This is a genomic window from Mesorhizobium sp. RCAM 06353 (assembly GCF_059683585.1).
Map to the genome: position 1 here is coordinate 6,185,356 of NZ_CM185031.1, position 13,284 is coordinate 6,198,639.

General features: G+C 63.9%; 9 protein-coding genes. All 9 read left to right on the plus strand.

Annotation, left to right across the window (positions count from 1 at the left end; all coding sequences use genetic code 11):
• The first annotated feature begins 2 nt into the window (after nt 1-2).
• Nucleotides 3-734 carry a GltB/FmdC/FwdC-like GXGXG domain-containing protein gene (locus tag AC56QX_RS30100; protein ID WP_497112168.1) on the plus strand — a complete coding sequence of 244 codons (732 nt, stop codon included), beginning with the start codon at nt 3-5 and terminating at the stop codon, nt 732-734.
• Nucleotides 735-740: 6 nt separating this feature from the next.
• Complete coding sequence (locus AC56QX_RS30105; protein ID WP_010914750.1) at nt 741-2,069, plus strand: FMN-binding glutamate synthase family protein; 1,329 nt, start codon at nt 741-743, stop codon at nt 2,067-2,069.
• 36 nt (nt 2,070-2,105) lie between these two features.
• The gene (gene glnT, locus AC56QX_RS30110; RefSeq protein ID WP_497112169.1) at nt 2,106-3,413 is read left to right on the plus strand and encodes a type III glutamate--ammonia ligase; all 1,308 of its coding nucleotides are present in this window, start codon (nt 2,106-2,108) and stop codon (nt 3,411-3,413) included.
• Nucleotides 3,414-3,449: 36 nt separating this feature from the next.
• Nucleotides 3,450-4,703 (plus strand): sarcosine oxidase subunit beta family protein, encoded by a 1,254-nt coding sequence (locus AC56QX_RS30115; RefSeq protein ID WP_497112170.1) that lies wholly within the window; start codon nt 3,450-3,452, stop codon nt 4,701-4,703.
• A gap of 10 nt (nt 4,704-4,713) precedes the next feature.
• On the plus strand, nt 4,714-4,989 hold the full coding sequence (locus tag AC56QX_RS30120) for a sarcosine oxidase subunit delta family protein (RefSeq protein ID WP_497112171.1): 276 nt from the start codon (nt 4,714-4,716) through the stop codon (nt 4,987-4,989).
• Complete coding sequence (locus AC56QX_RS30125) at nt 4,989-7,970, plus strand: sarcosine oxidase subunit alpha (RefSeq protein ID WP_497112172.1); 2,982 nt, start codon at nt 4,989-4,991, stop codon at nt 7,968-7,970. Before AC56QX_RS30120 ends, AC56QX_RS30125 begins: the two co-directional genes overlap by 1 nt.
• Nucleotides 7,963-8,583: a sarcosine oxidase subunit gamma gene (locus AC56QX_RS30130; protein WP_497112173.1), complete on the plus strand. Its 621-nt coding sequence runs from the start codon at nt 7,963-7,965 to the stop codon at nt 8,581-8,583. The genes AC56QX_RS30125 and AC56QX_RS30130 overlap by 8 nt, the downstream gene beginning before the upstream one ends.
• Nucleotides 8,584-8,929: 346 nt before the next feature.
• Entirely contained in the window at nt 8,930-11,299 is a 2,370-nt protein-coding gene (locus AC56QX_RS30135; RefSeq protein WP_497112174.1) for a trimethylamine N-oxide demethylase, read from the plus strand.
• 253 nt (nt 11,300-11,552) lie between these two features.
• On the plus strand, nt 11,553-13,262 hold the full coding sequence (locus AC56QX_RS30140; protein WP_497112175.1) for a trimethylamine N-oxide permease: 1,710 nt from the start codon (nt 11,553-11,555) through the stop codon (nt 13,260-13,262).
• Nucleotides 13,263-13,284 lie beyond the last annotated feature (22 nt).

A 13,284-nucleotide genomic window follows, 5' to 3' on the forward strand; every position in this document is an offset into this window, starting at 1 on the left:
TCATGCCCGCAACCAAACTTTCAAAGGCGGCGGCGAGCGACCACGCCTCCCGGGTGTTCGACCTCGATGTGTCGTCGCTGCGCGAGCTCAACCAGGCACTGCACAATCTCACGCCCGGTTCGAATGAAACGGCATGGGAAGTGCTGCACCCGAAGGGCAGCCATTCGGTCGCCGTCGGCGTCGACCAGCCTGTTTCCATCGATGTGCGCGGCAGTGTCGGCTACTACTGTGGCGGCATGAATTCGGGCAGTACCATTACCGTGCATGGCTCGGCGGGACCCGGCGTTGGCGAGAACATGATGTCGGGCTCGATCACGATCAAAGGCGACGCCAGCCAGTATGCCGGCGCGACCGGCAAGGGCGGCCTGCTGGTCATCGAGGGCAACGCCTCGTCGCGCTGCGGCATTTCGATGAAGGGCATCGACATCGTGGTGCACGGCAATATCGGCCATATGTCGGCCTTCATGGCGCAGTCCGGCAATCTGGTGGTGCTGGGCGATGCCGGCGATGCGCTGGGTGATTCCATCTACGAGGCGCGGCTCTTCGTGCGCGGCAAGGTCGACAGCCTGGGTGCCGACTGCATCGCCAAGGAGATGCGGCCCGAGCATCTGGAGTTGCTTCAAGGCCTGCTCGACCGTGCCGGCGTCACCGGCGTCAAGCCGTCGGAGTTCAAGCGCTACGGTTCGGCGCGCACGCTCTACAATTTTAATATCGACAACGCCGACGCGTATTGAGGCAGCATGACCTATCGCAACCCGCCGACGACGCCGCGCAAATCCGCGACCTTCGACGACTACACGCTTTCTGAAATCCGCCGCGCCGCGGCGACCGGCATCTATGACATCAGGGGCGCCGGCGCCAAGCGCAAGCTGCCGCATTTCGACGACCTGCTGTTCCTCGGTGCCTCGATCTCACGCTATCCGCTCGAGGGCTATCGCGAGCGCTGCGACACATCAGTCGTGCTGGGCTCCCGCCATGCCAAGAAGCCGATCGAGCTGAAGATCCCGATCACCATTGCCGGCATGAGCTTTGGCTCGCTGTCCGGCCCGGCCAAGGAAGCGCTCGGGCGCGGTGCAACGCTGTCGGGCACCTCGACCACCACGGGCGATGGCGGCATGACCGAGGAAGAGCGCGGCCATTCCAAGCAACTGGTCTATCAATATTTGCCTTCGCGCTATGGCATGAATTTGCGTGACCTGCGCCGCGCCGATGCCATCGAAGTGGTGGTCGGCCAAGGCGCCAAGCCCGGCGGCGGCGGCATGCTGCTGGGCCAGAAGATCTCCGACCGTGTCGCCGAGATGCGCACGCTGCCGAAAGGCATCGACCAGCGCTCCGCCTCGCGCCATCCCGACTGGACCGGCCCGGACGATCTCGAGATCAAGATCCTCGAACTGCGCGAAATCACCGACTGGGAAAAGCCGATCTACGTCAAGGTCGGCGGCGCCCGCCCCTATTACGATACCGCCCTTGCGGTGAAGGCCGGCGCCGATGTCGTCGTCGTCGACGGCATGCAAGGCGGCACGGCCGCGACGCAGGAAGTGTTCATCGAGAATGTCGGCCAGCCGACGCTCGCCTGCATCAGGCCGGCCGTGCAGGCGCTGCAGGATCTCGGCATGCACCGCAAGGTGCAGTTGATCGTCTCCGGCGGCATCCGCAACGGCGCCGACGTCGCCAAGGCGCTGGCGCTCGGCGTCGATGCGGTCTCCATCGGCACCGCCGCACTGGTCGCGCTCGGCGACAACGATCCCCGCTGGGAGGCGGAGTACAACGAGCTCGGCACGACAGCCGGCGCCTATGACGACTGGCATGAGGGCCGCGACCCTGCCGGCATCACCACGCAGGATCCCGAACTGATGAAGCGGGTGGACCCGGTGGCTGCCGGGCGCCGTCTGGCCAACTACCTCAAGGTGATGACGCTGGAGGCTCAAACCATTGCCCGCGCCTGCGGCAAGAACAGCCTGCACAATCTCGAGCCCGAGGATCTCGTCGCGCTCACCATCGAAGCCGCCGCCATGGCCGGCGTGCCGCTGGCCGGCACCAACTGGATACCGGGGAAGAACGGCTTCTAAAAACACCTACCCAAGACACATAAGCGAGGAATTATAATGGGGAACGATCTCGCCGCATTCGCCAAAGAGAACGGCGTCAAATATTTCATGATTTCCTACACCGATCTGTTCGGTGGCCAGCGTGCCAAGCTGGTGCCGGCGCAGGCGATATCAGATATGCAGAAGGACGGCGCCGGCTTTGCCGGGTTCGCCACCTGGCTCGACCTGACGCCGGCGCATCCCGACATGCTGGCGGTGCCGGATCCGGACTCTGTCATCCAGCTGCCATGGAAAAAGGAAGTGGCCTGGGTCGCCGCCAACTGCATCATGGACGACAAGGAGGTCGACCAGACGCCGCGCAACACGCTGAGGCGGCTGATCGCGGAGGCCGCCAGCGACGGCATGCATGTCAAGACCGGCGTCGAGGCCGAGTTCTTCCTGATCTCGCCGGACGGCAGCGTCATATCAGACCAGTACGACACGGCATCAAAGCCCTGCTACGACCAGCAGGCGGTGATGCGCCGCTATGACGTGATCGCCGAGATCTGCGACCACATGCTGGCGCTGGGATGGAGCCCCTACCAGAACGACCACGAGGACGCCAACGGCCAGTTCGAGATGAACTGGGCCTTCGACGACGCGCTGGCGACCGCCGACAAACACTCCTTCTTCAAATTCATGGTCAGGTCGGTCGCCGAAAAGCACGGCCTGCGCGCCACCTTCATGCCAAAGCCCTTCCAGGGCCTGACCGGCAATGGCTGCCATGCCCATATCTCGGTGTGGGACAAGGCTGGCAAGACCAACGTCTTTGCCGACAATTCGATGGAACTCGGCCTCTCGGCCAAGGGCAAGAATTTCCTCGGCGGCATCATGAAGCATGCCTCCGCGCTGGCCGCCATCACCAACCCGACGGTCAACTCCTACAAGCGCATCAATGCGCCGCGCACGATCTCGGGCGCGACCTGGGCGCCCAACACGGTGACCTGGACCGGCAACAACCGCACCCACATGGTGCGCGTGCCCGGCCCCGGCCGCTTCGAGCTGCGTCTGCCCGACGGCGCGGCCAACCCCTACCTCTTGCAGGCGGTGATCATCGCCGCCGGCCTCGACGGCATCCGCTCCAAGGCCGATCCCGGCAAGCGCTACGACATCGACATGTACCAGCACGGCCACACGGTGAAGGGCGCGCCAAAACTGCCGCTCAACCTGCTCGACGCCTTGCGCGAGTTCGACAAGGACAAATCGCTCAAGGCGGCGCTGGGGGAGGAATTCTCGTCGGCCTACCTAAAGCTGAAGCACCAGGAATGGAATTCCTATGCTTCGCACTTCACGCAATGGGAGCGCGACCACACGCTGGACATCTGATGTCCGACGTGAGGCGAGCGACCTCGGAATGAACGTATGAAATACTCGATCTTCTCGCTCGCCCGTGCCGCCTTGTCCGGCCACAAGAACTGGCAGCGCACCTGGCGCGACGCCACGCCGAAGGATCGCTACGACGTGGTGATCATCGGCGGTGGCGGCCATGGCCTGGCCACCGCCTGGTTCCTCGCCAGCGAATACGGCATCAAGAATGTCGCCGTGCTGGAAAAAGGCTGGATAGGCTCCGGCAATGCCGGCCGCAACACCACTATCATCCGCTCCAATTACGGCCTGCCCGGCAACACCGGCTTCTACGAATTGTCGATGAAGCTGTGGGAGCGGATGGAGCAGGACCTCAATTACAATTCGATGGTCAGCCAGCGCGGCGTCATCAATCTGTATCACTCCGACGCCCAGCGCGACGCCTATGCGCGGCGCGGCAACACCATGCGCATCAACGGCATCGACGCCGAACTGTTGGACCTCGCCGCGGTCAAGAAGATGATCCCATTCCTGAACTACAACAATGCGCGTTTCCCCGTGCAAGGCGGATTGCTGCAAAGGCGCGGCGGCACGGCGCGGCACGACGCCGTGGTCTGGGGCTATGCCCATGCGGCGAGCGGGCTCGGCGTCGACATCATCCAGAATTGCGAGGTGACCGGCTTTGTCAGGGACAGCAATGGCAAGGTGACCGGTGTCGAAACCTCGCGTGGCAAGATCGGCGCCGGCAAAGTCGGCATGGCGGTTGCCGGTTCTTCCTCGCGCGTCGCGGCAATGGCGGGCTTGCGCCTGCCGATCGAAAGCCATGTTTTGCAGGCCTTTGTGTCCGAAGCGATCAAGCCGCTGATCCCCGGGGTCATGACCTTCGGCGCCGGGCATTTCTATGTCAGCCAGTCCGACAAGGGCGGCCTTGTCTTCGGCGGCGACATTGACGGCTACAATTCCTACGCCCAGCGCGGCAACATGCCCGTGATGGAGGATGTCTGCGAGGGCGGCATGGCGCTGATGCCGATGATCGGCCGCGTGCGGCTTTTGCGCCAGTGGGGCGGCATCATGGACATGTCGATGGACGGCTCGCCGATCATCGACATGACGCCGGTGGACGGGCTCTATCTCAACGCCGGCTGGTGCTATGGCGGCTTCAAGGCAACGCCGGGTTCCGGCTTTGTCTTTGCCCATCTTCTGGCCCGCGACACGCCGCACGAGGAGGCAGCACGGTTCCGCCTCGACCGGTTCCGGACTGGCGCCATGATCGACGAAAAGGGCCAGGGCGCCCAACCGAACCTGCACTGAAGGCCCGAGTATGCGCATCACCTGTCCCTTCTGCGGCGAACGCGAACTCGGCGAGTTCACCTATCTCGGTGACGCCAAACCGGTGCGGCCGGCGGCGGATGCCGGCGACGACGCCGTCTACGACTATGTCTATCTGCGCGACAACATCGCCGGCGTGATGAGCGAGAACTGGTACCACGGCGGCGGTTGCCGGGCCTGGCTGAAGGTCACCCGCAACACGTTGACACATGAGATTTCCGCTGTCGAACCGGCAGCGGGCGCCGGTGCCGCGAAGGTTGGCGCGTGATGGCCGGCGCACAGACAAACCGGCTGGACAAAGGCGGTCTCATCGACCGCTCGGCGTCGCTGAATTTCCGCTTCGACGGCAAGAGCTTTTCCGGCTTCCAGGGCGACACGCTGGCGTCGGCGCTCGTTGCCAATGGCGTCAAGCTGGTCGGCCGCTCGTTTAAATACCATCGCCCGCGCGGCATCCTGACAGCAGGCTCGGAAGAGCCCAACGCGCTGGTCGAACTGCGCACCGGCGCCCGGCGTGAGCCGAACACCAAGGCAACGACGGCGGAGCTCTACGAAGGGCTGGAAGCCGCCAGCCAGAACCGCTGGCCGTCGCTGCGCCACGATGTGATGTCGGTCAACCAGCTGTTCGCGCCGATCTTCGTTGCCGGCTTCTACTACAAGACCTTCATGTGGCCGGCAAAATTCTGGGAAGCGATCTACGAACCGGCGATCCGCCGCGCCGCCGGTCTTGGCCGCGCCGCAGGCGTTGCCGATCCCGACCACTACGACAAGGCCTGGGCGCATTGCGATGTGTTGATCGCCGGTTCCGGTCCGGCCGGTCTGGCAGCGGCACTCGCTGCCGGCCGCAGCGGCGCCCGGGTCATTCTCTGCGAAGAGGATTTTGTCCCCGGCGGCCGCCTGCTGTCGGATGGCGGCATGGTCGATGGCCTGCCGGCTGCCGAATGGCTGTCGCTGACATTGGCAGAACTCGCGGCGATGCCTGATGTCCGCATCATGACCCGCACGACGCTGTTCGGCGTCTATGATGGCGGCACCTATGGCGCGCTGGAGCGGGTCAGCGACCACTTGCCCTCGCCGCCCGAACATCAGGTGCGGCAGCGGCTGTGGCGGATCGTGGCCAAGCGCTGCGTCGTTGCCGCCGGCGCCATCGAACGTCCCATCGTCTTTGCCGGCAATGACACGCCAGGCGTGATGATGGCGTCGGCGATGCGGACCTATGTCGCGCGCTATGCCGCCGCTCCTGCAAAGCGGGTCGCGCTGTTCACCAACAATGAGGATGGCTGGCGCACGGTCGAGACAGCACTCGCCGCGGGCTTGCAGATAGCGGCGGTGATCGACGCGCGGTCTGATGTATCGCCTGCTCACCGCTCGCTCGCCTCCAAGGGCGGCTTCACAGTGCTGCATGGCTCGGTCAGCGGCGTCGAAGGCGGCAAGGATGGAGTGCGCAAGATCGCGGTGTCGCTGACCGGCGGAGCACGCGCCGAAGTCGAGGCCGACGGGCTTGCGGTTTCCGGTGGCTGGAACCCGGCGGTCGGGCTGACCTCCTATCATCGCGGCCGGCCAAAATGGCGCGACGACATTGCCGCCTTCGTGCCAGACGGCGCGCCTCCCGGCATGGTCGCCGCCGGTGCCGCCAACGGTGCCTTCGGCCTCGGCGCCTGCCTGGCCGAAGGGTTCGCTGCCGGTGCAGCGGCGGCGCGTGATGTTGGGCGCGCTGGCAAGACCGGCTCAGCACCAGTCGCCGATGACGAGGCCTTTTCGTTGGCGCCGCTCTGGCACGTTGCCGGCAAGGGCAAGGCCTTTGTCGACTACCAGCACGATGTCACCGCCTCCGACATCGAACTGGCGCAGCGCGAAGGTTTTGAATCGGTCGAGCATCTGAAGCGCTACACCACGCTCGGCATGGCGACCGATCAGGGCAAGACCTCGAATGTCGCCGGCCTCGCGATCATGGCGGCTGTCAGCGGCCGGTCCATTCCCGAGACCGGCACGACAATCTACCGGCCGCCTTACGTGCCGGTCGCCATCGGTGCCTTCGCCGGCCACCATCGCGACGAGACTTTCCATGCGACGCGGTTGACCCCGTCGCATCACTGGGCCGCCGAACAGGGCGCGATCTTCGTCGACACCGGCCTGTGGAAGCGGGCGCAATGGTATCCGCGCGCTGGTGAAAAGGACTGGCTGGAATCGGTGACGCGTGAAGTCAAGGCGGTGCGCTCAGGCGTCGGCTTCTGCGATGTCTCGACGCTTGGCAAGATCGACGTGCACGGCCCGGATGCCGGCGCCTTCCTCGACCGCGTCTACATCAACACCTTCTCCAATCTCGCCGTGGGAAAAGCCCGTTACGGGCTGATGCTGCGCGAGGATGGCATCGTCTATGATGACGGCACGACATCGCGGCTGGCCGAGGATCACTATTTCCTCACCACCACCACGGCCAAGGCCGGGCTGGTGATGCAGCATCTCGAATTCTGCCGGCAGGTGCTGTTCCCCGAATTCGATGTGCAGTTGACGTCGGTCTCCGACCAGTGGGCGCAATTCTCGATCGCGGGACCGAAGACCCGCGACCTGCTCAAGGAGATCGTCGATCCTGCGGAAGACCTTTCCAACGAGGGTTTCCCGTTCATGGGCGCGCGCGAAGTCGCTTTGCGCGGCGGCATCAAGGCGCGGCTGTTCCGCATCTCCTTCTCCGGCGAGATGGCGTTCGAGATTTCGGTGCCGGCCCGTTACGGCGAGGCGATGGCGCGCAACCTGATGCTGGCCGGCAAACAATTCGGCGTGACGCCTTACGGCACCGAAGCACTCGGCGTCATGCGCATTGAAAAGGGCCACATCGCCGGACCGGAACTGAGCGGCACGACGACGGCCGCCGACCTTGGCCTTGGCAAGATGATGTCGACCAAGAAAGACTATATCGGCCGCGTCATGGCCGGGCGCGAGGCGCTGGTCGCGCCGGACCGGCAGGTCGTGGTTGGTATCAAACCAAAGGACAGAGCGCGCCGGCTGCGCTCCGGTGCGCACATCATCCCGAAAGGGCAGACGCCCGGACCGGGTAACGACCAGGGCTATATCACCTCTGTCTGCTTCTCGCCGACATCGGACCAGTGGATCGGGCTCGCACTTGTCGAGCGCGGCCGTGAGCGCATCGGCGAGATCGTCCATGCGCACGATCCGATACGCAGCGAAGACTATGATGTCGAGCTCTGCAATCCCGTCTTCTACGACCCCGATGGAGGGCGCCAGCGTGGCTGAGTTTTCCTGGGATGTCCGCAGCCCGCTCGACCGCGCGCTCGTTGCCGGGCCTTATGGCGCGCATGGCGATGCCGGCGTTTCGCTGACCGAGATCCGCAATTTCGACCTCGTCCAGGTGATGGCGCGGCGCGGCAAGGCGGCTGAGATGGCCAAGGCTGCAGAGGCTCACTTCGGTGTTGTGGCTCCGGAAACGCGGAAGGTGGCGCAGACCGCGGATGCCACGCTAATCTGGTCGGGACCGGACCAGTTCTTCGTTCTGTCGAAAGGCGGGAAGCATGCGATTGGGACACTCACTCAGGCGTTTGCGTCTTCCGCCTCGCTGTCGGACCAATCGCATGCGCGGGTGCTGATCAGCATCTCGGGTAACAAGGCGCGGGCGATGCTCGCCAAGCTGTCGTCGATCGATCTGCACGCCGATGCGTTCGCGGTTGGTGCGGCGGCCGTGACCTCGATGGATCACACCAGCGTCACGCTCTGGCGGAGCAGTGATCGAGATGGATTTGCCGTGTTCAACATTCTGGTGTTCGCGACTTTCGCCGAAAGCCTGTGGCACATGATTCTGGACTCGGCCGCAGAATACGGCGTCGATATCGGGCATTCCGAGGAATTCTAGCTCACCAATTGTAGATCTCGGCGCCGCCCCTCATTGCCCTGCCGGGCATTTCTCCCCGTAAACGGGGAGAAAGAAGCCGGCCGCGTCGTCGCGCCATTTCTGCAATGTTGGCGATTGGCGAAGCCGGCGACGACAGCGTCCTTCGCCCCGTTTACGGGGAGAAGATGGCGGCAGCCAGATGAGGGGCAGCGCAGACTTTTGGAAGATCAGGCTGAGCAGCGGATTCCTATCCGTGTTCACATCCGGCCCGTCACCTTCGCCTTGCCAAACGCGACGCCCCTGCTATTCTTGCTGCTAAAATAATTTCACACACAGGCAAACTTGTTTCTCGAACCGCAAGGCTGAGATGAGCCAGTCGCCCCACCCCACAATCACAGCCGGACCGCCCCGGCCGAGCCTCATCCTGAGGCCCGGCCAGATCGCGCTGCCGCCGGGCATGGAGCGTTATACGATTCAGGGCAATGGCGCGGTGCTGATCGAGGTCGAGGCCGGCGACACGATCACTGTGCGCAATGTCGAGGGCGGCCAGGCCTGCGAGCTGGTTGCGTGGGACAAGTCAGGCGCGACGGATCCCGGCATCTTCGGTGAAGGATCGAACAGCAACGCCGCCGGCATCAAGGCACTGCTCACTGAGGGCGACGACAGTATCGGCGCGTTGCGGCGCGGCATTGCGCGCCGGCAGGTGCAGCTCGACCAGGCCAAGGCTGTGCGCGTGTTCGGCGCCACCACGCCTGCCGGTACCGAACAAGCATTTACGGTCACGCGTGACGGCTCGATGGTCATCGCCGCGCCCGGCGGGCCAATGCTGGTCGACGGTCACGACACCGCAACGCCGCTCACCGTCATCGTGCGGCGCAATACGATCCGCCTGAAAACAAAATCGCAGCTTGCCGATCCGCTCGCCGATCCGGTGCTCGACCTGCGCGTTCATTCGGCGACGGCCGAATCCTATTTCGTCAAAGCGGGCGACTATCTGCAGATCATCGACGTCGACGGACGCCAGTGCACCGACTTCCAGTGCTTTTCCGCGCGCAAGCTGGACAAGGGCCTCGACCATCCGCTCGACGTGACGACAACGCGCACGCTGATGGGATCAAGCTATCCGATGCCCGGCCTGCATTCGAAATATTACGACCAGGACATGGAGCCGCTGGTCGAAGTGGTTCAGGACACATGCGGCCGGCACGACGCCTTTGCGCTCGCCTGCGCCGCCAAATATTACGACGACATCGGCTATCCCGGCCACACCAACTGCTCGGAGAATTTCAACGGCGCTCTGGCCGGCAAGGGCGTCAATCCTCGCGCCGGCTGGATGGCGATCAACTTCTTCTTCAACACGGCGATCGACGCGCATGGCATCATGGTGTCGGACGAGCCATGGTCACGCGCCGGCGATTATGTCCTGCTGCGGGCGCTCACCGACATCGTCTGCGTCTCCTCCGCCTGCCCTGACGACACGACACCGGCCAATGGCTGGGACCTCACCGACATCCATGTGCGGACCTATTCCGGCCAGCACAAATTCTCGCGAGCGATCGCCAGACGCATGACGCCCGATTCGGAACCGAAAATGACCCGCGAGACCGCTTTTCATTCGAGCTTTGCCAAGCACACCCGCAACTTCTCGGAGTACAGGGGCTATTGGCTAGCCAACTCCTTCGCTAGGGAAGGCGGCATCGCCGAATACTGGGCCTGCCGCCAGGACGCCGTGATCATGGACCTGTCGCCGCTGCGCAAGTTCGAAGTGACCGGGCCAGATTCCGAAGCGCTGCTGCAATACACGCTGACCCGCGACGTCAAGAAGCTCGGCGTGGGCCAGGTTGTCTATTCCGCCATGTGCTACGAGCATGGCGGCATGATCGACGACGGCACGCTGCTGCGGCTCGGCAAGGACAATTTCCGCTGGGTCGGCGGCGACGATCTGTCCGGTGAATGGCTGCGCGAGACCGCCAAGAAGCTCGGTCTCAATGTGCTGGTGCGGTCATCGACCGACCAGATGCACAATGTCGCCGTCCAGGGGCCGAAAAGCCGCGACATCCTGCGAGAAGTGATCTGGACCTCCCCGCTGCAGCCGTCGATCGATGAACTCGAATGGTTCCGCTTCGCCGTCGCGCGCATCGGTGGCGGCAACGGCATTCCGGTCGTCGTCTCGCGCACCGGCTATACCGGCGAGCTCGGCTACGAGATCTGGTGTCATCCGCGCGACGCCGAGAAAGTGTTCGACGCCATCTGGGAAGCCGGGCAGCCGCATGGGCTGAAGCCGATGGGGCTGCAGGCGCTCGACATGGTGCGTATCGAGGCCGGACTGATCTTCGCGGGCTATGAATTCTCCGACCAGACCGATCCGTTCGAGGCGGGCATCGGCTTCACCGTCCCGCTGAAGAGCAAGACCGACGATTTCATCGGCCGCGAGGCGCTGATCCGGCGCAAGGAGAACCCGCAGAACAAACTGGTCGGGCTCGACATCGACAGCAATGTCGCCGTCGGCCATGGCGATTGCGTCCATGTCGGCCGCGCCCAGATCGGCGTCGTCACCTCGGGCATGCGTTCGCCAGTGCTGAACAAGAACATCGCGCTGGCGAGGCTCGACGTCACCCATGCAGCCATGGGCACGGAGGTCGAGATCGGCAAGCTCGACGGCCATGCCAAACGGCTGCCGGCGCGAGTCGTTGCCTTCGCCCATTACGATCCGCAGAAGACCAGACCGCGCTCCTGACTGCTGCCTTCCGGATAGGCAAAACCGGGCGTTAGCAGCCCCGCGAGGCGTATTGTTGCCTGCGCGCGCAACCGTGATGTGCACGACTTCACAAAACGCTTGACGTGAAACCACGCCGGATCAATCTTCACTCTTAAGAAAAAAATACGACTGAGTGGAAACACCGGAGTCGTTCGGTCATGTGCCGGGGAGCAAGCTTCGCAAAGCCGAGGCATCGCCGGCGGGGAACACTGGAAAAGGGGAAGTCACTGACATGAGCACTATAAGCACGGCCCTCGAGCAGCCTGCCGAAAGCAAGCTGCTCAGGCATATCGACTGGCGCGGCGCCTTCTGGGTGGCGAGCGGCGTTCCGGCGCTGGTCCTGTTTTCGATCGGCGGCATCGCCGGCACGACGGGAACGCTGGCCTTCCTGATCTGGACGGTGTCCATGATCATGGGCTTCCTGCAATCCTTCACCTATGCCGAAATCGCTGGCCTGTTCCCGAACAAGTCGGGCGGCGCCTCGATCTATGGCGCCACCGCCTGGCTGCGCTATTCCAAGTTCATCGCGCCGCTGTCGGTGTGGTGCAACTGGTTCGCCTGGTCGCCGGTGCTGTCGCTCGGCTGCTCGATCGCCGCCGCCTATATCCTCAACGCGCTGGCGCCGGTGCCGCTGTTCACCGAGACCTCGGCCGATGTCGTCGCCTATATCGCGGCGCATGCCGGAACGGCACCCGCCGACGCGATCACGGCGGTGACCGCGGCCGCGACACCGGCGATCCGTAACTGGACGCTGTACAGCCACACGCTGGGCCCGGTCTCCTTCACGTTCAATGCGACCTTCTTCATCGGCGCGGTGCTGATGCTGATCATCTTCTCGATCCAGCATCGCGGCATCCTCGGCACCGCCAATGTGCAAAAGTATATCGGCCTGCTGGTCATCATCCCGATGCTGATCGTCGGCGTCGTGCCGATCGTCACCGGGCAGATCAACTGGGCGAATTTCTCGCCGCTGGTGCCGCTGGCCGCCGCCTATGCGCCCGAGCCGGGCGCCTGGAACATCGCCGGCTGGACGCTGGTGCTTGGCGGCATGTTCATCGCCGCCTGGTCGACCTACGGCTTTGAAACCGCCGTCTGCTACACATCCGAGTTCAAGAACCCGGGCACCGACACTTTCAAGGCCATCTTCTATTCCGGCCTGCTCTGCATGCTCCTGTTCATCCTGGTGCCCTTCACCTTCCAGGGCGTGCTCGGCCTGAACGGCATGCTCGCGACACCGATCGTCGACGGCTCCGGCGTTGCCGACGCTCTGGCCGGCATGGTCGGTGGGGGCGCGCTGATCCACAGCCTGCTGGTCATGCTGATGATCCTGGCACTGGTGCTGTGCATCATGACCGCCATGGCCGGCTCCTCACGCACGCTCTATCAGGGTTCCGTGGATGGCTGGCTGCCGCGCTATCTCAGCCACGTCAATGAGCATGGCGCGCCGACGCGGGCGATGTGGACCGATCTCATCTTCAACCTTATCGTGCTGGCCATCGCCTCGGCTGACGCGACGAGCTTCTTCTTCATCCTCGCCGTGTCGAACTGTGGTTACATCATCTTCAACTTCCTCAACCTCAATGCCGGCTGGATCCACCGCATCGACAACGGCCATATCGCGCGGCCATGGAAGGCGCCGAGCTGGCTGTTGGGAATCGGGGCGATCTTCGCCTATGTCAATGCGATCTTCATGGGCGCCGGTGCCAAGGTGTGGAACCCAATGGCGCTGTGGGCCGGGCTGATCACCGCGGCGCTGATCATCCCGGTGTTCTGCTTCCGCCACTACATCCAGGACAAGGGCAAATTCCCTGACCACATGCTGGCCGATCTCGGCATGACGGGAGCCGACCTCGCGGTCAAGAAAGCGGGAATGCTGCCCTACCTGACGCTGATCGCCGGTGTTGTGGTGATGTTGCTCGCCAACTGGTTCTTCGTCATCTGACGACTAAGAGCAAAACAAATGG

Coding starts and splice junctions, on each gene's coding strand:
- AC56QX_RS30120 (WP_497112171.1), top strand. CDS start 4,714: ATGCGCATCACCTGTCCCTTCTGCGGCGAACGCGAACTCGGCGAGTTC.
- AC56QX_RS30135 (WP_497112174.1), top strand. CDS start 8,930: ATGAGCCAGTCGCCCCACCCCACAATCACAGCCGGACCGCCCCGGCCG.
- AC56QX_RS30100 (WP_497112168.1), top strand. CDS start 3: ATGCCCGCAACCAAACTTTCAAAGGCGGCGGCGAGCGACCACGCCTCC.
- AC56QX_RS30140 (WP_497112175.1), top strand. CDS start 11,553: ATGAGCACTATAAGCACGGCCCTCGAGCAGCCTGCCGAAAGCAAGCTG.
- glnT (WP_497112169.1), top strand. CDS start 2,106: ATGGGGAACGATCTCGCCGCATTCGCCAAAGAGAACGGCGTCAAATAT.
- AC56QX_RS30115 (WP_497112170.1), top strand. CDS start 3,450: ATGAAATACTCGATCTTCTCGCTCGCCCGTGCCGCCTTGTCCGGCCAC.
- AC56QX_RS30105 (WP_010914750.1), top strand. CDS start 741: ATGACCTATCGCAACCCGCCGACGACGCCGCGCAAATCCGCGACCTTC.
- AC56QX_RS30125 (WP_497112172.1), top strand. CDS start 4,989: ATGGCCGGCGCACAGACAAACCGGCTGGACAAAGGCGGTCTCATCGAC.